The sequence below is a fragment of the Thauera sp. JM12B12 genome (assembly GCF_039614725.1).
Classification (GTDB): Bacteria; Pseudomonadota; Gammaproteobacteria; order Burkholderiales; family Rhodocyclaceae; genus Thauera.
Map to the genome: position 1 here is coordinate 1,836,905 of NZ_CP154859.1, position 18,471 is coordinate 1,855,375.

Consider the following 18,471-nt stretch of genomic DNA (forward strand, 5'->3'; position numbering starts at 1 on the left):
TGGCGGCTTCGGGGGATGTCCTTGGTCCGGTTCTCGGCCGCCGGACTCAAAACGGCGCGCATTCTAGCAGAAATCGGCCTTGCGCCGGGTCGCGCCGTGCGGGCCGGGCGGCCCGGCGCTTATGTACAGGGCGCCGGGTTTTGGCTTAACATTCAGGCCTCTTCCTGCACGGCGGCACCTGCCGCCGTGTGCGTTTACTGGCTTCGTTCCGTTCGAGGTACTCCATGTCCCATGTCATGAACACCTACGCGCGTCTGCCCGTGGCTTTCACCCACGGCGAAGGCGTATGGCTGTACGACGAGACTGGCAAGCGCTATCTCGATGCCCTCTCCGGCATCGCGGTCAGCACCCTGGGTCACAACCATCCGCGCCTGGTCAAGGCCATCGCCGACCAGGCAGCGCGCGTGCTGCACACCTCCAACCTCTACGGCATCCCGCACCAGGACACGCTCTCCGATCGCATCGCCGAAGCCGCGGGCATGGACGAGGTGTTCTTCTGCAACTCGGGCTGCGAGGCCAACGAGGCGGCGATCAAGCTCGCCCGCATGTACGGCCACAACAAGGGCATCGAGGTGCCCCACATCGTCGTCATGGAGAACGCCTTTCATGGCCGCACCATGGCCACGCTGTCGGCCACCGGCAACCGCAAGGCGCAGGCCGGGTTCGAGCCGCTGGTGCAAGGCTTCATCCGCGTGCCCTACAAGGACATCGAGGCAATCCGCAAGGTCGGCGAGCACAACCACAACGTGGTCGCCGTGATGCTCGAGATGATCCAGGGCGAGGGCGGTGTCAACGTCGCCGACGAGGCCTTCCAGCGCGAGCTGCGCACCCTGTGCGACGAGAAGGGCTGGCTGATGATCTGCGACGAGGTCCAGTGCGGCATGGGGCGCACCGGCACGTGGTTCGGCTGGCAGCACGCCGGCACCAAGCCCGACGTGATGACGCTCGCCAAGGGCCTGGCCTCGGGCGTGCCGATCGGCGCCTGCGTCACCGCGGGCAAGGCCAAGGGTCTGTTCGGGCCGGGCAACCACGGCTCCACCTTCGGCGGCAACCCGCTCGCGTGCGCCGCCGCGCTGGCCACCTTCGACACCATCGTCGATGACGGCCTGATGGACAACGCCGTCGCCATCGGCGCGGCGATCCGCAAGGGCATGGCCGAAGCGCTCGAGGGCGTGGCCGGCGTGGTCGATATCCGCGGCCGCGGGCTCATGATCGGCATCGAGCTCGACCGCCCCTGCGGCGTGCTGATGGGCCGCGCGGCCGAGAACGGCCTGCTCATCTCGGTCACCTCCGAGCGCGTCGTGCGCCTGCTGCCTGCGCTCACGTTCACCGCAGCCGACGCGCAGACCCTGGTGTCGATGCTGGCGCCGATGATCCGCGACTTCCTCGCGAACGGTTGAGGACTGCGTATGACGACGCCGATCAAGCACTACCTGCAGTTCAAGGACTTCACGCGCGAGGAGTACGACTACGTCTTCGCCCGCGCCAAGTGGATCAAGGACAAGTTCAAGCGCTACGAGCCCTACCACCCGCTGTTCGACCGCACCCTGGTGATGATCTTCGAGAAGGCCAGCACGCGCACGCGTCTGTCCTTCGAGGCCGGCGTGCATCAGCTCGGCGGCTCGGCGATCTACCTCAACACCCGTGACTCGCAGCTCGGTCGCGGCGAGCCGGTCGAAGATGCCGGCCAGGTGATCTCGCGCATGAGCGACCTGGTGATGATCCGCACCTTCGAGCAGGAGATCGTCGAGCGCTTCGCGGCCAACTCGCGCGTTCCGGTCATCAACGGCCTCACCAACGAATACCACCCCTGCCAGATCCTCGCCGACATCCTCACCTTCATCGAGCATCGCGGCTCGATCCAGGGCAAGACGGTGGCGTGGATCGGTGACAGCAACAACATGTGCAACACCTGGCTGCAGGCGGCCGAGGTGCTCGACTTCAACGTGCACGTGTCCACCCCGCCGGGCTACGAGGTCGAGCCCGAGCGCGCCGGCCTGTTCGGCACCAATCACTTCGAGCAGTTCGCCGATCCGATGGACGCCTGCCGCGGCGCCGACCTCGTCACCACCGACGTGTGGACCTCGATGGGCTTCGAGGCCGAGAACGAGGCCCGCATGAAGGCCTTCGCCGACTGGTGCGTGGATGCGGACATGATGTCGGTCGCCCACAAGGACGCCGTCTTCATGCACTGCCTGCCCGCGCACCGGGGTGAGGAAGTGACCGCCGAGGTCATCGACGGCCCGCAGTCGGTGGTGTGGGACGAGGCCGAGAACCGCCTCCATGCGCAGAAGGCCTTGATGGAATACCTGGTGCTCGGCCGCATCCAGGACTGATGAAGAGAACCCCGTGGGAGCGGGCTTGCCCGCGACTGCACAGAATCGGCACCGCCATTCGCGGGCAAGCCCGCTCCCACGAGATCGCCGCCCAGGCTTAGGTCGGCATTGAACACCCACGGTACGCACGGGCGTGCGCGCCGGCAACACAGCAGGAAACAGGAAAACAGCATGAGCGACGTCAAGAAAGTAGTGCTCGCCTACTCCGGCGGGCTGGACACTTCGGTCATCCTGAAGTGGCTGCAGGACACCTACCAGTGCGAAGTGGTCACCTTCACCGCCGACCTCGGCCAGGGCGAAGAGCTCGAGCCCGCGCGCACCAAGGCGCTGAAGTTCGGCATCAAGCCCGAGAACATCTTCATCGACGACCTGCGCGAGGAGTTCGTGCGCGACTTCGTCTTTCCGATGTTCCGCGCCAACACGATCTACGAGGGCGAGTACCTGCTCGGCACCTCGATCGCCCGCCCGCTGATCGCCAAGCGCCAGATCGAGATCGCGCGCGCCACCGGCGCCGACGCCGTCTCGCACGGCGCCACCGGCAAGGGTAACGACCAGGTGCGCTTCGAGCTCGGCTACTACGCGCTGATGCCGGGCGTGAAGGTCATCGCGCCGTGGCGCGAGTGGGACCTGCTGTCGCGCGAGAAGCTGCTCGCCTACGCCGAAAAGCACGGCATCCCGATCGAGATGAAGCACAAGCAGGGCGGTTCGCCCTACTCGATGGACGCAAACCTGCTGCACATCTCCTTCGAAGGCCGCCACCTCGAGAACCCCGCCGCCGAGGCCGAGGAATCCATGTGGCGCTGGACCGTGTCGCCGGAAGCCGCGCCCGATGCCGCCGAGTACGTCGACCTGGAGTTCGAGAAGGGCGACCTCGTCGCCATCGACGGCACGCGCATGAAGCCGCACGAGCTGCTCGCCAAGCTCAACGCGCTCGGCGGCAAGCACGGCATCGGCCGCCTCGACCTGGTGGAAAACCGCTACGTCGGCATGAAGAGCCGCGGCTGCTACGAGACCCCGGGCGGCACCATCCTGCTCAAGGCGCACCGCGCCATCGAATCGATCACGCTCGACCGCGAAGTCGCCCACCTCAAGGACGACCTCATGCCGCGCTACGCCAGCATCATTTACAACGGCTACTGGTGGAGCCCCGAGCGCCTTGCGCTGCAGGCCCTCATCGACAACACCCAGCAGAGCGTCAACGGCTGGGTGCGCCTCAAGCTCTACAAGGGCAACGTCATCGTCACCGGCCGCGACTCCAAGACCGACTCGCTGTTCGACCCGACGATCGCCACCTTCGAGGACGACGCCGGCGCCTACAATCAGAAGGACGCGCACGGCTTCATCCGCCTTAACGCGCTGCGCATGCGCATCGCCGCCAACGCCAAGGCCAAGCGCGGCTGACCAGCGTGGGAGCGGGCTTGCCCGCGAATGTCGGCCACGCCCGCATCGTTTGCCGGCAAGCCCGCTCCCAAGGCACCGCCAGCCTGCTGCCGCCGCGCCGCAAAGCTCACCCCGCCAATTCAACGCGATGAACAACGACGCTTTCATCTTCGGGCTCAGCTTCACCGAGTTCGAGGACCTCGCCCTCAAGTTCGGCCTCACCGGGCTGATCCTCTTCATGATGTTCATCATCTGGAACCTGGGCAAGGAATCCAAGGCCGGCCGCTACGGCATGATGTGGATGTTCCTCGGCCTGGGCGTGGGCTTCGTCGGTTTCGTCGCCAAGGGCATCATCCAGAAGCTGCTGGGAATCGAATAAGGAAACCTTACATCATGGCCATCACCGCCAAGATCGACGGCGTCGCCGTCACCACCCAGGCCAACGTCTACTTCGACGGCAAGTGCGTCAGCCACGGCATCCAGTTCGCCGACGGCACCAAGAAATCGGTCGGCGTGATCCTGCCCGCCACGCTCACCTTCAACACCGGCGCGCCCGAGATCATGGAAGGCGTCGCCGGCAGCTGCCGCGTGCGCCTCAAGGGTGAGGCTGACTGGAAGACCTACGGCGCCGGCGAATCCTTCAACGTGCCGGGCAATTCCAGCTTCGACATCGAAGTCGCGGGCGAGCCCTACCACTACATCTGCCACTTCGGCTGATCGCGGGGGAGGGGAACGATGCCGTCTTTCGACATCATGTCCGAGGTCGACCAGCCCTCGCTGCGTAACGCGGTCGAGCAGGCCAACCGCAAGGTGGACGGCCGCCACGACTTCAAGGGCACCAGCGCCAAGATCGAGCACGCCGAGAAGCTGCTCACCCTCTACGGCGACAGCGACTTCCAGCTTGACCAGATCAAGACCATCCTGCTGCCCGAGATGACCAAGAAAAACGTCGACGTCCGCTGCCTGGACTACGGCGACGTGCAGAAGATCTCGGGCAACAAGGTCAAGCAGGAAGTGAAGGTGCGCGTCGGCGTCGAGCAGGAAATGGCCAAGAAGATCGTCAAGCTGTTGAAGGACAGCAAGATGAAGGTCCAGGCCGCCATCCAGGGCGATGCCGTGCGCGTCTCCGGCGCCAAGCGCGACGTGCTGCAGGAGGCCATCGCGCTGGTCAAGAAGCAGATCACGGACTTTCCGCTGCAGTACGGGAATTTCAGGGACTGAGCGGGGGCAAACTGCTCCCCGCATCCGGTTTCGCCGTGATTGCAGGCCATGTCGATCAATGTGATCGCATGGCCTTTGCGTTTTCATGGCTGCGGCAACGTTCAAGTTCCGTCGCCTTCGTCCGTTAAGCCTCTCATCAAGCCGCGCAGCGAGCGCGCGGCAACGACCCAAGGAGAGCCTCATGGACGTCAGCGCAATCGCCAGCGCAGCATCCGCCAATGCCATGGCCGAAGTGCAGCAGGAAGCTGCGGTATCGGTGCTGAAGAAGACCATGGATATCCAGGAACAGAGCGCCATGCAGCTGCTGCAGGCCATCCCGCAGCCGCCGGCGCCTGCGCTCGGCACTGCTGGCGGCTACATCGACACCTGGGCCTGATGCGGCTCTTCGTGCTCGCCGCCCTGCTGGCGACCGCGCTCCCGCTGCATGCGGAGGTGCCGGCCTGGACCGATGAGCCGACCCAGCTCGTACGCCTGATCGAGCGCGCCCACCGCGCCCAGGCTGCCGGCAATCACCTCGTGGCCGCGCGGCTTCACTGTACGGCTGCCGCACATGGCAGCCTCGAGGCCCAGTTCCAGCTCGCCCGGCTCTACCTCGGGCCACTGCGTGCACGCCGTGGCCACGACACCGGTCATGTCCTGCTTGCCCTGGCCGCCCAGCGCGGCCACGCGCGTGCAGGGACCCTGCTGTCTACCCTCCGACGACCGCTGCCGGGCGACACGGATGCCTATCTGCCGCCCTGCCTGTTCACCTCGGTGGCGCCGCCTCCGGCGGACGCGGGGGCCGTCGTCCCGCACGAGGTGGTCGAGCACTACATCGCGGGCCTGCCGCGCAATCACCGCGCCCATGCGCGCCTGGTGCAGCGTCTGGCACCGCGCTTCGACGTCGACGCCCGCCTGGCGCTGGCGATCGTCCGCGCCGAGTCCAACTTCAACCCCGATGCGCGCTCGCCCCGCAACGCCATGGGGCTTATGCAGCTGATCCCCGACACCGCCGAGCGCTTCGGCGTGCGCGACCCCTTCGACCCCGAGCAGAACGTCCGCGGCGGCCTGGCTTACCTCAAGTGGCTGATTGCGCGCTACGACGGCGACATCGCGCGGGTGGCGGGTGCGTACAACGCGGGGGAGGGGACGGTCGACCGCTACGGCGGGGTGCCGCCGTATGCGGAGACCGAGGAGTATGTGCGGCGGATTCTGGCGTTCTACCGGGCCCGGCTGCATTTGCCCGCGGAAAGGTAAGCACCCTCGGATAACAGATTGCGGCGGCTTGTGATCGATTTGGCGAGGGCTCCGGGCACTCGCCTGCAAAATGAGCTTGTACTCGTCGCCATTTCGAACGAGCTCAGCACCAATACTGCAATGAATTTTCCGCGACTCATTTGCCAAGCTATTTGCGCCCTCTTGTTCTCATCCTCGGTGACGTTCGCAGCCGATGTCGAGCTCGCCGGCGTATTCGGGTCGAGGGCAGTCTTGCTTGTAGACGGCGGTTCGCCACAGACGCTTGCGGTGGGGCAGAGATCCCGTGAGGGTGTCCTGCTCCGTGCGTTGCAGGGCGATGTCGCAGTGGTCGAGGTGGACGGCGTTCAGCGTCGGATCAGGCTAGGCGGCGCTCCGATTCAGGTCGGCGCGAGGGCCGACTCCGGCGCTGCAGGACGGGAATTGCGTTTGACGCCGGATGCGCGAGGCCACTATTCGGTGCTCGGTTCCGTGAATGGTGCATCGATGCGTTTCCTCATCGATACCGGGGCGAGCCTGGTGTCGATGGGTGCGGAGGATGCCGTTCGTGCCGGGGTGGACTACCGCAAGGGGCGTCCCTCGACCAGCATGACGGCGAATGGCCTGGTTCAGATCTGGGTCGTTCGGCTCGACAAGATCCAGGTCGGCCAGCTTGTATTGCATGGCGTCGAGGCTGCCGTTCATGAAGGAGCTTTGCCCGTGGTGCTCCTGGGAATGAGCTTTCTCAATCGGATGGACATGCGCCGCGAGGGTGGCTTTCTGGTCTTGAGAAAGACCCACTGAGGCCACGAGTGCCGGGTTCTTGCAGGGCCGTGTCCGATGGTCGCTCAGCGGCTTCCGTCCGTCGCCGGGGGGGTGTCCCGGGGCCGCGGTCGCGGTAGGTTTTCAATCGAAACCAAGATGCTTTGAATGCAGGGGAGTTCAATGAAGAACAGAACGCAGTCCGGCTTCACCTTGATCGAGGTGATGATCGTGGTGGCGATCGTGGGGATCCTGGCCGCCATCGCCGTGCCGGCATATCGCGATTACGTGCTGAGCGGGAACATCCCGCAGGCCACCTCTGCCCTCGCCAATGGCCGGGTGCAGTTGGAGCAGTACTTTCAGGACAACAGGACCTATGTGGGCGGACCATGTCCCGGCAACACGACGGCCTTCACGCTCGCTTGCAGCGACGTGACCGCAACCACGTTCACGATCACCGCGACCGGCACCGGCAACATGGCCGGGTTCAGCTACAGGGTCAACCACAACAATGTCATGGAGACCTTGGCCACCTCCTGGGGCGTGACCAGCAACACCTGTTGGGTGCGCTCGAAGGGTGGCTGCTGAACCGCAAGCGAGCTGCAAGGACGAAATGATGAACGCTCGAAGGAATGCGGAAACAGGGTGTGGGAGGCTCGGGGGCTTCACCCTCGTCGAGTTGATGGTCGTCGTCGCGGTGCTCGCTGCACTGTTGAGCGTCGGGGGGCCTTCGTTCATGGAGTGGATCCAGAATTCCCGTATTCGCACCGCGACCGAATCGCTGCAGAACGGCTTGCAGGTGGCGCGTGCCGAGGCCGTGCGCCGGAACACCAATGTCGAGTTCGTCCTGCAGGGCGCCGGCGGTGGCTGGCTCGTGCAATTGCAGCAAGGCGCTGTCTTCGTCCAGCAGTCGGCGGCTGAGGGCGGGGCAAACGTCATCGTGACCGCGACGCCGGGCGGCAGTACCACGCTCACCTACAACGGCATGGGCAGGGTGAACACGAGCAACGGCGACGGCTCCGCGCCCCTGACCCAGCTCGCGATCGACCTTCCCGAGTCGATTCTTCCGGCCGCGAAGTCGCGAGACCTGCGCGTGACCATCGGGGTGGGCGGCGAGGTGCGGATGTGTGACCCCGCTACCAACCTGCCCGACGGCGATCCCCGGAGATGCTGATGTCTATCAGGTTTTCTGTCGTGAAAGCGATCTCACAACGCGGAACGATCCTTCTCGAGGTCCTCGTGTCCGTTCTCATTCTGGCGCTCGGTGTGCTGAGCATCGTCGGCCTGCAGGCGGCTGCGATCCGGAGCACCACCGAAGCCAAGATGCGTGCCGATGCGAGCTTCATCGCCAATCGCACCATCAGCAGCATGTGGGGCGATCCCGACGGTCTGGCGGCCTTTGCGGAGAACAACGCCGACCTGCCTGCTGAAGATGGCTTGCCGGCGGGCAAGCGCACGGTCGTGGTTAACGGGAGTCGGGTGACGGTGACGATCACCTGGCAGGTTCCGGGGGGCGAACAGAGCAACGTCCAGATGGTGGCCCACATCAATGAATGAGCTAAATCTCAATTGCCGCAGCAACCGAGGCCTCGGGCTTGTCGAGCTGATGGTCGGGATGGTCATCGGCCTGGTGACGCTGCTGGTGGTCACTCAGGTCATGCAGTCCTTCGAGGGGCAGAAACGCACCAGCACTGGCGGCAACGATGCCCAGACCAATGGTGCGCTGGCGCTCTACCTGCTCGATCGCGAGATCCGCATGGCCGGCTATGGGGTGGCCGGGCCTGAGGGCATGTTGTGCATGAACGGCATCAACAGCTACTACGACGCCGGCGACGGCGATCCCCCGAAGGTCACGATCGGCGGTGCATTCGTGCCGATCCAGATCACCGATGGCGGCGACGGCCAACCCGATCGGATCGAGCTGATGCGCAGCGATGCGGAGTTCGGTGCCATTCCAACGTCCGTCGTGAAGGACATGCCCACGCCTTCCTCGATCGTCACCACCGGGACCACCGGGGGCCTCGAGAAGGGCGATCTCTTCATCATGGCCTCCAAGACTGGAGACAAGCGCTGCACGCTGATGCAGATGACACAGGACGCGCAGGCGACGGGCAACGGTTTCAATCTTCAACACAACCCAGGCGCTGATGGCCCGTACAACCCGCCGAATCCGGTGAATGCATATGGCGCGGCGAACACGCCCAGCTACGAGATTGGCGACATCGTCATCAATATGGGGGCATATCGGCACCGCGAGTACCGCATCCAGAACGATCAGTTGATCGAGCTCGACCCGATGGGCGCGGCTCCGCCAGCCGCATTGGTGTCCGAGATCGTGGACATGCAGGCGGTCTATGGTGTCGCCGACGCGGGCAGCAACAAGATCTCGGCCTGGGTGCCCGCCACCGGCGTCTGGGCGTCACCGCTGGTGGATCCAGCGCTGGTTCCGCGTATCCGCGCGGTGCGGCTGGCGGTCGTCGCGCGCAGTCCGCAGTATGAGAAGGAGACTGTCACTGGCGCTGCCGTCGAGTTGTGGGACGGTGGTCCGAGCTACAGCCCCAACGACGACGGTAGGCATTATCGCTACAAGGTCTTCGAAACCATCATTCCGTTACGCAACGTAATCTGGTCCGCATCATGATCATCAAATCTGCCAGTCGCATGCCGGGCAAGGGGATGAGAGAGGACGGAATCGTCCTGTTCACCGTGCTGATTGCCTTGGTGATCATCTCGCTTTCAGCCGTGGCGCTTGTGCGCTCGGTCGATACCGGTACGGTCATTGCGGGCAATCTCGCTTTTCGGCAAGCCTCGACCCAGGCCGGAGATGGGGGCACCGAAGCGGCCTTGGCATGGGTCAAGGCGAAGGTCGATGCCGACGTGAAGCAGCTTTACCAGAAGAGCGAAGCGAACGGCTACTACGCCACCTGGATGAGTGGCTGCGATCTCACCGGAAACGTAACCCCGGCCGATCTGACCGACAACGTGGATTGGGGTGGCGAGAACCCCAACAACGGAAAATGCAACATGAAAGGCGCCGCGGTTCCACAGGCGGAGCTGCCGGCGGGGTATCGCGCCTTCTACGTGATCAATCGCCTCTGCAATCAGGAGGGGGATCCGACGGGCATCGCCTGCGAGAACTACAGCACCTCAACGGCGACCGCCGAGGCCGGCTTGTCGATGGCGGGCGGCGGCTATGCAAAGAAGGTGTCGTCGGGGCCGACACGCTATTTCTATCGGGTCACGACGCGTGTCGAAGGGCCGCGTAACACCGTAAGCATTGTTCAGGCGGTGCTTCTGAATTGATCGGGGTAAGCAAAATGACTAGCAGGAAACTTCTCGCTCAAGGTGTCGGCCCTGCTCACACGTCGGCAAGGTTCGGGCAACTTGCGGTGTATGCGTTGGCGTGTGGGCTCGGCGCCTGGTCGCTGGGAGGCAATGCCGCAGACGTCTCCATCGCCGACTCGCCGATGGCGAGTTCGACCAGCGCCGAGATCAAGCCGAACGTGATGTTCGTGCTCGACGACTCCGGGTCGATGGGGTGGACGCATCTGCCTGATCACGTTCGAAGTTTTGCGGCCAGTGAGCAGGAAAACCTGGCGGTGGGTTATGTGACGTCGCATTGCAACGCGATCTACTATGACCCAAAGACGAAGTACGTTCCCCCTGTACGGGCGGACGGAACATCTTTTCCGAACGCCAGCTTCAGCGCGGCCTGGGTCAATGGCTATGACTCTGCGTCGGCTACCGTCGATCTGGCGACCGCATTCACCGCCTACGACAATACTACTAGTAACGGCCGCGGTAGCGACCTCGCCCAGGCTGCCTATTACTACACCTATGTCGGGACCAAGAATACCGTTCCGCTCAGCTATGTCTATACCGCATCAGGTGGTGTGGACACGAAGACGGGAAGTGGCGGTAATCGGACTTTCTACGGGGAATGCGTAAGCAAGATCGGCTCGACGGTGGCGAATGCTGCATTCAAGAAGGTGACCCTGAGCGCGAACGATTCAGAAGCGCAGAACTTCGCCAACTGGTACAGCTACTACCGCATCCGCATCTACGCGATGAAGGCAGCGGCAGGCCTGGCATTCCGCAATCTCCCGAATCCGGACAAGTTTCGCGTCGGTTACTCGACCCACAGCTATGACGGCGTCGACAGCGCGAATGCCGAGTTCCTGAGGATAGGGGATTACTGTGTTGCCGGCGAGGGCGTCGACGCTTGCGAGCAACGGGCCTCGTTCTACACGAAGCTATACGGAGCCACGCCGTCGGGCGGGACGCCGTTGCGGCAGGCAATGTCCAAGATCGGGCGCATGTATGCGGGGAAATTGCTTACCGGAGCGGACGACCCGATACAGTATTCGTGTCAGCAGAACTTCCTGATCCTTTCCACTGACGGCTATTGGAACGGAGCGGGCCCGGTGGATATTGGGGGAACTGCAGGCGTGGGAGACCTCGATGGCGCTGCAGGGGTGCCTACGCCGATGAAGGACGGATTGGCCAAGGCGGACACGCTGGCCGATACGGCGCAGTATTACTACGACAACGACCTGCGCACGGACGCGCTCGGAAACTGCACGGGTGCCTTGGGCACCGATGTGTGCGAGAACAACGTGCCAGGATCGGGGCGGGACAATAACAACCGCCAGCACATGACCACCTTCACGCTTGGACTCGGCGTCGATGGATCGCTCAAGTACACCGAGGACTATCTCGAGGGGGGCTCTGCCGACTTCAACAAGATACTCGACGGCTCCTTGAGCTGGCCCGATCCGACCGACAGCGAGGATCTGCATCGCATCGACGACCTCTGGCACGCAGCGGTGAATGGTCGCGGCACCTATTACAGCGCCAAGACGCCGCAGTCGCTCGCCCAGGGCATTTCCAAGGCCTTGTCCGGGGTGAGCGCGATGACCGGTTCGGGCGCGGCCTCGGCGACCAGCAACCTCGAGCCGGTGGCAGGCGACAACTTTGCCTACGTCGCCAGCTATCGAACGGTGAAGTGGGATGGTGACGTCCAGGCGCGCGAGATCAATCTCACGACGGGCGCTCTGTCATCCGAGGACCAGCGGATCTGGTCGGCGCGGGAAAAACTGGATGCCACCCTCGCGTCGACGCGCAAGATCTACTTCAACAGCGGCGCGGCGCTTGCAGAGTTCGTGCCCACGAACCTGAGTGCCGCGAAGACGGCTGGCCTGTTCAGCCCCTGTGGCGGTGGCGCGCTGGGCGATCTGACGCAATGTGCCACGGCCGGTTTCTCGACGACCGTGAGCCAGGATCACGTGATCAACTACGTGCGTGGCGACGATTCTATGGAGGACCAGGCGGGCAATGTGAACCGCCTGCTGCGCGATCGAGAGGCCAAGCTGGGCGATATCGTCAGCTCGCAACCGGTCTATGTGAAGAAGGCGCCGTTCGCCTATACCGACACTGGCTATGCCAAGTTCGCCGAGAGCATGGCGACGCGTCAGGGGGCCGTGATCGTCGGTGCGAACGACGGCATGCTGCATGCATTCAATGCGGACACGGGTGCCGAGCTGTGGGCTTTCGTGCCGACACCGGTGATGCCCTACTTGTACAAGCTTGCGGACAGCAAGTATGGCGACAACCACCGCTACTACGTCGATGGGCCGATCGCCGTCGCAGACATCTGCGCCGTAGAGCCCTGCAAGGACAACGGCAATGGATGGAAGACCATTCTCGTTGCCGGCTTGGGCAAGGGCGGAAAAGGTTACTTTGCGCTCGATATCACTGACACGACAGCGCCCAAGTTGCTCTGGGAGTTCACGGCGAAGGACGATGCCGATCTCGGTTACTCGTTCGGGAATCCGATTGTCACGAAGGTCTCCGGGAAATGGGTGGTCGTTTTCGCTTCGGGCTACAACAACACTGAAGGCGATGGTCAAGGGCGTGTTTTCATGCTTGACGCGGCAGCAGGGACGAAGCTTGCCGAGATCGTGACGAATTCGGAGAGCAATCCGGCCCTCAGTGGAATTTCCAAGCTCAGCAATTGGCTCGACAACGCCACCTACGACAACAGCACGAGGTATGTGTATGGCGGAGACCTCTCAGGGAATCTCTGGCGTGTCGATCTCGAGGCGAAGGACGCCGACCGTCTTGCGCTGCTTACCGGACCAGGTGGAACGTCGCAGTCCATCACCACGAAGCCCGAGCTGGCTCAGGTCAAGGTGGGAGGTACGATGTACCGCGTGGTTTTCGTTGGCACGGGTCGTTACCTTGGCCTGAACGACCTGACCGAGATGACGGTGCAGTCGCTTTACGCAGTGAAGGACGATCTTGTCACGGACTGGGGGGCGTTCCGGGATCACGCGGGCGCTGTGCAACAGGTCCTGTCGGCCAGTGGCGTGAACAGGTTGGTCACCTCGGAGAAGGTATCGTGGGCGGATGCGTCCGGCTGGTTCGTCGACTTCGATGTCGTCAAGGGTGAGCGGATCACGACGGACATGGTGCTTGATCGTGGCGTCCTGGCCGTCGTGACCAATGTGCCAGAGGCAGATGCCTGCAACGTCGGCGGCTACAGCTACATCTACTTCTTCGATTATCGGACTGGCAGTTACGTGACGACCGTCGAGGGCGGGGTAGTGGGCTATCGCCTTGCCAATGCAATCGGGGTGGGCATGAGCGTCATCAGGGTCAATGGGAAGTCGGTCGCGATCGTTACGACCTCCGACAACAAGCATATTCCGGTCGCGGTTCCGGAATATTCCGGTTCGGGCGCCATGCGGCGGATGCTGTGGAGGGAGGTGTTCGTGCAGTGAGCCGCGGGCGCACGAGAGTGCGTAGGGTCGGAAAATCGGGGCTGTGCGGTGCGCAGCCCCGATTTTCATTCGCTGCTCCGCTTGCAGTTCGATCCTGCAAGTGTTGATATCCGGAGAGCGTGATCACGGGGTCTAAGGTGGCTGGGTCATTCAATGTGGACGAGGACGTCCTTCGCACGCGCCTGCGCGACGCGCACGCGCGCCCGAGCGGAGGAGATTTTTCCGACATGGCGGTGGGCAAGGGCTATGTCGAAGCGGCGGTGCTGGTGCCACTCGTGGTTCGCACCGATCATCCTCACGTGCTCCTCACCAAGCGCACCGACCACCTCCACCACCACCCCGGCCAGATCAGTTTCCCCGGCGGGCGGGTGGAGCAGGGCGATGCCTCGTCGATCGACACCGCCCTGCGCGAGACCGAGGAAGAGATCGGCCTGCACCGCCGCCATGTCGAACTCCTTGGCGCGCTGCCCGACTACCTCACCGGCACCGGCTTTCGCGTCACGCCGGTGGTGGGGCTGGTGACGCCGCCCTTCGAGCTCACGCTCGATGCTTTCGAGGTGGCCGAGGCCTTCGAGGTGCCGCTGTCGCATTTCCTCGACCCGGCGAACCACCAGGAGCACAGCATCGTGCATGAGGGGCGCGTCCGCCGCTTTCATGCCATGCCGTACCACGACTACTTCATCTGGGGTGCGACGGCCGGCATCATCATGTCGCTTTATCGGCTTCTGCGTGACGAATAGCGTGCGGGTACGCGCATTTCCGGCTCAGGTTCGCGCGCTTGTCCGGGTACGGCGCTGCGGCTTCCGCGGGCGGGCTTTGTGGTATCTTGGCCGCAATTCAATGCGGCTGGGACGACCCGGTTGCAGACGCTTTTCAACGTTTTCTGCATGACCCTTTTCTCGCTGATCCTTGCCCTCCTGCTGGAGCAGTTCAGGTCCTTGCCATCGACGGGCTTCTTTGCATCGACGCTGCGCAGGGTCGCAGAGAGCGGAGCGCGGCGCTTCAACGACGGAACGGCCGCGAGCGGGCGTTTTGCCTGGCTGCTGGTGGTGGTGCCGGCGACGGTCGCGGCAGCGTTCGGCTTCTGGCTCTTGTGGGAGATGCATCCGGCGCTCGCCTTCCTGTTCAACGTCGCGGTGCTCTACCTGTGCATGGGCTTCCGGCAGGACAGCCGGGCCTTCACCGAGATCCATCTTGCCTTGCGGATGGGCGAGCTCGATCGTGCGCGCCAGTTGCTGGGAGCGTGGCGGGGCGCAGATCATTCCGAGGCACAGGCGGGCGAGGTGGCGCGGCTGGCGATCGAGCGGGCGCTGGTGTCCTCGCATCGGACGATCTTCGGCGTGGTGTTCTGGTTCGTCGTCCTGCCCGGGCCGAGCGGCGCGCTGATGTACCGCCTCGCCCGCCAGCTGGCCGAGGTCTGGGGCGGACGCCATGACGCCGAGGGTGCGGCGTTCGGGCGCTTTGCGCGGCGTGCCTTCGAGGCGATCGAGTGGTTGCCGACCCGCATCACCGCGACGGTGTTCTCGGTGGTGGGCAACTTCGAGGATGCGGTTTATTGCTGGCGGTCGCAGGCGGTGCTGTGGCCCGAGAGGTCGTCGGCTATACTGATTGCAAGTGGCGGCGGCGCGATGGGCGTAAGGCTCGGGATGCCGGTTCATGAATCCGGCAGCATCGTCGATCGGCCCGAGATGGGACTGGGCGACGAGGCCGGCGTCGATCACATGCAGAGCACGGTGGGCCTTATTTGGCGGGCCTTCCTGGTGTGTCTGTTCCTGCTTGTCCTGCTCGCGGCCGCGGGCTGGGTGGGCAGGTAACACGTTTATATTTCAACGAGGGAGTGGGTTATGGCAAATCGTGAAGTCGTGGTTCTGAGTGCTGTTCGTTCTGCCGTGGGTGGCTTCGGCGGCTCGCTGAAGGACATGGAGCCGTCGGAACTGGGCGCGGTTGTGGCGAAGGAAGCGTTCGCGCGCGCCGGCGTCGATCCCAAGGCCGTGCAGTTCGCGGCTGTCGGCAACTGCATTCCGACCGACTCCCGCTATGCATACGTGGCGCGCGTGGCGACGGTCAATGCCGGCATGTCGACCGACTCGGTGGCGTTCGCGGTGAACCGCCTGTGCGGTTCGGCCCAGCAGGCCGTCGTCAACGCGGCCCAGGCCATCATGCTCGGCGACGCCGACTACGCCATCGGCGGCGGTGTCGAAGTGATGTCGCGTGGTGCCTACCTGCTGCCCGCGCTGCGCAGCGGTGCCCGCATGGGCGACACCAAGGCGATCGACGCTATGGTCGCGGTGCTGACCGACCCGTTCGGCGTCGGCCACATGGGCATCACCGCCGAGAACCTGTGCACCAAGTGGGGCATCTCGCGTGAGGAGCAGGACGCCTTCGCGCTCGAGTCGCAGAAGCGCGCCGCTGCGGCGATCGCCGATGGCCGCTTCAAGAGCCAGATCGTTCCGATCACCTTCGAGACCCGCAAGGGCACCGTGGTGTTCGACACCGACGAGCATCCGCGCATGACCACCATGGAAGCGCTCGGCAAGATGAAGCCGGCCTTCAAGAAGGACGGCTCGGTCACCGCCGGCAACGCCTCGGGCATCAACGACGCCGCCGCCTTCCTGGTCATGGCCGACGCTGCCAAGGCTGCTGCCGCCGGCCAGAAGCCGATCGCCCGCCTGGTGTCGTACGCCATCGCCGGTGTGCCGAACGAGATCATGGGCGAAGGCCCGATCCCGGCCACCAAGCTCGCGCTGCAGCGCGCTGGCCTGAAGCTGGACCAGATCGACGTGATCGAGTCCAACGAAGCCTTCGCCGCGCAGTCGATCGCGGTGAACCGTGGCCTCGAGCTCGACACGGCCAAGGTCAACCCGAACGGCGGCGCCATCTCCCTGGGCCACCCGGTGGGCGCGACCGGCTCGGTGATCATCACCAAGCTGCTGCATGAGCTGATCCGCGTGAATGGCCGCTACGGCATCGCCACCATGTGTATCGGCGGCGGCCAGGGCATCACCACGGTGTGGGAACGCGTGTAAGCGCAGACCTCGCTTAATGAAAACCCGCGCAGCCGTAAGGCTGGCGCGGGTTTTTTTTTGGAGGTCGGAGAGGCGTCGATCGCGGCTTGCGCCGCTCCTACAAGAACCCACGCGGTTGACGTGTCGGCCTGTAGGCGCGGCGCAAGCCGCGATCCTCAGTCCCCATCCTTCTCCAGCTTGATCGAGGCCGAGTTGATGCAGTAGCGCAGGCCGGTGGGCTGGGGACCGTCTTCGAAGACGTGGCCGAGGTGGGCGCCGCACTGGTGGCAGAGGACCTCGGTGCGCACCATGAAGTGGCTGCGGTCGACCGCGCTTTCCACGTTATCCGGCTCGGCTGCGGTCCAGAAGCTGGGCCAGCCGCAGCCAGCGTCGAACTTGTGCTCGGAGCGGAACAGCGGGGCGCCGCAGCACACGCAGTTGTAGGCGCCCTTGTCCCAGACGTCCCAGTACTCGCCCGTGAAGGCGCGCTCGGTGCCTTTCTGGCGAGTGACGTGGTACTGCATGTCGGTGAGCTGGCTACGCCATTCGGCGTCGGGCTTCTCGATCTTGCGGCTCATGGTGTCCTCCTGCATCAGTGCAGATGGCGCGGCATCTGTTCGGCCTGTTCCTCGGGCATCTCGGCGTGCGCGATTTCGCCCTCGGGCGAGGGGTACATCGGTGCACCGCAGTCGTCGCAATACTCCATCGGGAACTGATGGTCGAGGACGACCACGTCATTGACGCCCGACTCGCGCAGCACGGCTTCGATCTGCGCCGGGCAGTCGGTGTTCTCGTCCTCCGCGCCGAGCAGTGGCCAGACCACGCCATGCACCACGGCCTCCTGGCCGCGAACGGTGAAGCCGATGCGGTATTCCTCGAGGTTGCGCTCCCAGAAGGGCGCGATGACCGCGCGCAGGTTGGCGGCAGGCGTCTCGAGCGTGGTGCCGAGGTAGGCGACCGAGGCGCGCACCGAGTAGGGGCGGCTGTCCTTGTCGGCCGCGCGGCTGGCGGCGAAGTAGGACTCGGGCAGCACCAGGTCGACGGCGCAGCCCGGCAACAGCGGGGTGAGACAGGCGCCACCCTGGACGCGCCACTGGTCGAGCGCGGTGTCGCGGCTGCCGTCGGCCTCCTGCCAGCGGAACATCGGGGCGCCGCGCGGCACGGCCACCGCGGCAAGCAGGTAGCGGGTGTCGGAGAGGAACTGCGCGGTGTCGGGCATGCCCTCGGTGTCGATGTGCAGGTCGTGGTTGTCGAGCGCGGCACCGCAGATCACCTTGGCGAATTCGGCCGTGGAGCAATAGCCCTGCGGCAGCTGGTCGGGGCTGAAGAGGAAGTCCGCAACCGACAGCCGCGCACCTTTCGCCAGCACGTGCGCCTGCAGATGCACGCGCAGGTTGGCGAGCACCGCCGGCGAGATGCTCGCGGCCGGGATGCGGTAGCGCGACCAGGCGAGCACCGGCGCGGCGATCAGCACCGTGTCGTGATCGGGCAGGGCACCTGCAGCACACTCGGCGCGCGACTCGATGCTGTCGGCGAGTTCGTCGTAGGCGCGCGTGTCGGCGCTGTAGAGGTGATCGAGCGCGGTGTTGAGGACCTCCTCGTCATTCTCCGCGAGGGTCTGGTCGATGAGCGTGGCGAGCTGCTGCTCCCAATAGCGGTCTTCGATCCTGCTTCCGGATTCGGCAAGGCCGTTAGCCAGCCGGACCAGTTGCTCGGCGGTGCGGCCGAGGCCGCCGCGGCGCTTGAGGCGCGTTCTTTTCATCGGGAATTCCT

Annotated in this window: 20 protein-coding genes; 18 read left to right on the forward strand and 2 right to left on the reverse strand. The window is 64.5% G+C overall.

The features are described from left to right. Positions 1–224 precede the first annotated feature (224 nt). From AAG895_RS08230 to AAG895_RS08315, 18 genes are all read left to right on the forward strand, one after another. Complete coding sequence (locus AAG895_RS08230; protein WP_345795010.1) at positions 225–1,400, forward strand: aspartate aminotransferase family protein; 1,176 nt, start codon at positions 225–227, stop codon at positions 1,398–1,400. Between the two features lie 9 nt (positions 1,401–1,409). Beyond that, positions 1,410–2,336 (forward strand): ornithine carbamoyltransferase, encoded by a 927-nt coding sequence (gene argF, locus AAG895_RS08235; RefSeq protein WP_345795011.1) that lies wholly within the window; start codon positions 1,410–1,412, stop codon positions 2,334–2,336. Positions 2,337–2,507: 171 nt separating this feature from the next. Further along, the gene (locus AAG895_RS08240) at positions 2,508–3,737 is read left to right on the forward strand and encodes an argininosuccinate synthase (protein ID WP_345795012.1); all 1,230 of its coding nucleotides are present in this window, start codon (positions 2,508–2,510) and stop codon (positions 3,735–3,737) included. Between the two features lie 127 nt (positions 3,738–3,864). Further along, the gene (locus tag AAG895_RS08245; RefSeq protein WP_345795013.1) at positions 3,865–4,095 is read left to right on the forward strand and encodes a DUF2788 domain-containing protein; all 231 of its coding nucleotides are present in this window, start codon (positions 3,865–3,867) and stop codon (positions 4,093–4,095) included. A gap of 14 nt (positions 4,096–4,109) precedes the next feature. Next, positions 4,110–4,433 (forward strand): pyrimidine/purine nucleoside phosphorylase, encoded by a 324-nt coding sequence (locus tag AAG895_RS08250; RefSeq protein ID WP_345795014.1) that lies wholly within the window; start codon positions 4,110–4,112, stop codon positions 4,431–4,433. A gap of 18 nt (positions 4,434–4,451) precedes the next feature. After that, on the forward strand, positions 4,452–4,937 hold the full coding sequence (locus AAG895_RS08255) for a YajQ family cyclic di-GMP-binding protein (RefSeq protein WP_345795015.1): 486 nt from the start codon (positions 4,452–4,454) through the stop codon (positions 4,935–4,937). 181 nt (positions 4,938–5,118) lie between these two features. Beyond that, a complete protein-coding gene (locus AAG895_RS08260) occupies positions 5,119–5,313 on the forward strand; it encodes a YjfB family protein (protein ID WP_345795016.1) in 195 nt (64 codons plus the stop codon). After that, positions 5,313–6,173, forward strand: a complete 861-nt coding sequence (locus AAG895_RS08265; protein ID WP_345795017.1) for a lytic transglycosylase domain-containing protein — start codon at positions 5,313–5,315, stop codon at positions 6,171–6,173. Before AAG895_RS08260 ends, AAG895_RS08265 begins: the two co-directional genes overlap by 1 nt. 120 nt (positions 6,174–6,293) lie before the next feature. Continuing rightward, positions 6,294–6,953 carry a TIGR02281 family clan AA aspartic protease gene (locus AAG895_RS08270; protein WP_345795018.1) on the forward strand — a complete coding sequence of 220 codons (660 nt, stop codon included), beginning with the start codon at positions 6,294–6,296 and terminating at the stop codon, positions 6,951–6,953. Positions 6,954–7,094: 141 nt separating this feature from the next. Next, a complete protein-coding gene (locus AAG895_RS08275) occupies positions 7,095–7,499 on the forward strand; it encodes a type IV pilin protein (protein ID WP_345795019.1) in 405 nt (134 codons plus the stop codon). A gap of 94 nt (positions 7,500–7,593) precedes the next feature. After that, positions 7,594–8,085, forward strand: a complete 492-nt coding sequence (locus AAG895_RS08280; RefSeq protein ID WP_345795020.1) for a GspH/FimT family protein — start codon at positions 7,594–7,596, stop codon at positions 8,083–8,085. Then, positions 8,085–8,468 (forward strand): type IV pilus modification protein PilV, encoded by a 384-nt coding sequence (pilV, locus tag AAG895_RS08285; protein WP_345795021.1) that lies wholly within the window; start codon positions 8,085–8,087, stop codon positions 8,466–8,468. Before AAG895_RS08280 ends, pilV begins: the two co-directional genes overlap by 1 nt. Then, the gene (locus tag AAG895_RS08290) at positions 8,461–9,552 is read left to right on the forward strand and encodes a PilW family protein (protein ID WP_345795022.1); all 1,092 of its coding nucleotides are present in this window, start codon (positions 8,461–8,463) and stop codon (positions 9,550–9,552) included. Before pilV ends, AAG895_RS08290 begins: the two co-directional genes overlap by 8 nt. Beyond that, the gene (locus AAG895_RS08295; protein WP_345795023.1) at positions 9,549–10,214 is read left to right on the forward strand and encodes a hypothetical protein; all 666 of its coding nucleotides are present in this window, start codon (positions 9,549–9,551) and stop codon (positions 10,212–10,214) included. Before AAG895_RS08290 ends, AAG895_RS08295 begins: the two co-directional genes overlap by 4 nt. Before the next feature lie 14 nt (positions 10,215–10,228). Beyond that, positions 10,229–13,693 carry a PilC/PilY family type IV pilus protein gene (locus tag AAG895_RS08300; RefSeq protein ID WP_345795024.1) on the forward strand — a complete coding sequence of 1,155 codons (3,465 nt, stop codon included), beginning with the start codon at positions 10,229–10,231 and terminating at the stop codon, positions 13,691–13,693. Positions 13,694–13,920: 227 nt separating this feature from the next. Continuing rightward, positions 13,921–14,433, forward strand: a complete 513-nt coding sequence (locus tag AAG895_RS08305) for a CoA pyrophosphatase (RefSeq protein WP_345795025.1) — start codon at positions 13,921–13,923, stop codon at positions 14,431–14,433. A gap of 147 nt (positions 14,434–14,580) precedes the next feature. Then, the gene (locus AAG895_RS08310) at positions 14,581–15,507 is read left to right on the forward strand and encodes a CobD/CbiB family protein (RefSeq protein ID WP_345795026.1); all 927 of its coding nucleotides are present in this window, start codon (positions 14,581–14,583) and stop codon (positions 15,505–15,507) included. 30 nt (positions 15,508–15,537) lie between these two features. After that, a complete protein-coding gene (locus AAG895_RS08315; protein ID WP_345795027.1) occupies positions 15,538–16,719 on the forward strand; it encodes an acetyl-CoA C-acyltransferase family protein in 1,182 nt (393 codons plus the stop codon). Positions 16,720–16,874: 155 nt separating this feature from the next. Here AAG895_RS08315 and msrB read toward each other — a convergent pair whose 3' ends face one another. Together msrB and AAG895_RS08325 are read right to left on the reverse strand one after the other, a co-directional pair. Further along, a complete protein-coding gene (gene msrB / locus AAG895_RS08320) occupies positions 16,875–17,276 on the reverse strand; it encodes a peptide-methionine (R)-S-oxide reductase MsrB (protein WP_345795028.1) in 402 nt (133 codons plus the stop codon). A 14-nt stretch (positions 17,277–17,290) separates the two neighbouring features. Further along, the gene (locus AAG895_RS08325) at positions 17,291–18,460 is read right to left on the reverse strand and encodes a DUF2863 family protein (protein ID WP_345795029.1); all 1,170 of its coding nucleotides are present in this window, start codon (positions 18,458–18,460) and stop codon (positions 17,291–17,293) included. Positions 18,461–18,471 lie beyond the last annotated feature (11 nt).

Bases quoted from the DNA above. Each gene is read 5' to 3' on its own strand.
- AAG895_RS08315 (WP_345795027.1), top strand. From the start codon at position 15,538: ATGGCAAATCGTGAAGTCGTGGTTCTGAGTGCTGTTCGTTCTGCCGTG.
- AAG895_RS08305 (WP_345795025.1), top strand. From the start codon at position 13,921: ATGGCGGTGGGCAAGGGCTATGTCGAAGCGGCGGTGCTGGTGCCACTC.
- pilV (WP_345795021.1), top strand. From the start codon at position 8,085: ATGTCTATCAGGTTTTCTGTCGTGAAAGCGATCTCACAACGCGGAACG.
- AAG895_RS08265 (WP_345795017.1), top strand. From the start codon at position 5,313: ATGCGGCTCTTCGTGCTCGCCGCCCTGCTGGCGACCGCGCTCCCGCTG.
- msrB (WP_345795028.1), bottom strand. From the start codon at position 17,276: ATGAGCCGCAAGATCGAGAAGCCCGACGCCGAATGGCGTAGCCAGCTC.
- AAG895_RS08260 (WP_345795016.1), top strand. From the start codon at position 5,119: ATGGACGTCAGCGCAATCGCCAGCGCAGCATCCGCCAATGCCATGGCC.
- AAG895_RS08275 (WP_345795019.1), top strand. From the start codon at position 7,095: ATGAAGAACAGAACGCAGTCCGGCTTCACCTTGATCGAGGTGATGATC.
- AAG895_RS08295 (WP_345795023.1), top strand. From the start codon at position 9,549: ATGATCATCAAATCTGCCAGTCGCATGCCGGGCAAGGGGATGAGAGAG.
- AAG895_RS08310 (WP_345795026.1), top strand. From the start codon at position 14,581: ATGACCCTTTTCTCGCTGATCCTTGCCCTCCTGCTGGAGCAGTTCAGG.
- AAG895_RS08250 (WP_345795014.1), top strand. From the start codon at position 4,110: ATGGCCATCACCGCCAAGATCGACGGCGTCGCCGTCACCACCCAGGCC.
- AAG895_RS08325 (WP_345795029.1), bottom strand. From the start codon at position 18,460: ATGAAAAGAACGCGCCTCAAGCGCCGCGGCGGCCTCGGCCGCACCGCC.
- AAG895_RS08300 (WP_345795024.1), top strand. From the start codon at position 10,229: ATGACTAGCAGGAAACTTCTCGCTCAAGGTGTCGGCCCTGCTCACACG.
- AAG895_RS08270 (WP_345795018.1), top strand. From the start codon at position 6,294: ATGAATTTTCCGCGACTCATTTGCCAAGCTATTTGCGCCCTCTTGTTC.
- AAG895_RS08230 (WP_345795010.1), top strand. From the start codon at position 225: ATGTCCCATGTCATGAACACCTACGCGCGTCTGCCCGTGGCTTTCACC.
- AAG895_RS08255 (WP_345795015.1), top strand. From the start codon at position 4,452: ATGCCGTCTTTCGACATCATGTCCGAGGTCGACCAGCCCTCGCTGCGT.
- AAG895_RS08240 (WP_345795012.1), top strand. From the start codon at position 2,508: ATGAGCGACGTCAAGAAAGTAGTGCTCGCCTACTCCGGCGGGCTGGAC.
- AAG895_RS08280 (WP_345795020.1), top strand. From the start codon at position 7,594: ATGGTCGTCGTCGCGGTGCTCGCTGCACTGTTGAGCGTCGGGGGGCCT.
- AAG895_RS08290 (WP_345795022.1), top strand. From the start codon at position 8,461: ATGAATGAGCTAAATCTCAATTGCCGCAGCAACCGAGGCCTCGGGCTT.
- AAG895_RS08245 (WP_345795013.1), top strand. From the start codon at position 3,865: ATGAACAACGACGCTTTCATCTTCGGGCTCAGCTTCACCGAGTTCGAG.
- argF (WP_345795011.1), top strand. From the start codon at position 1,410: ATGACGACGCCGATCAAGCACTACCTGCAGTTCAAGGACTTCACGCGC.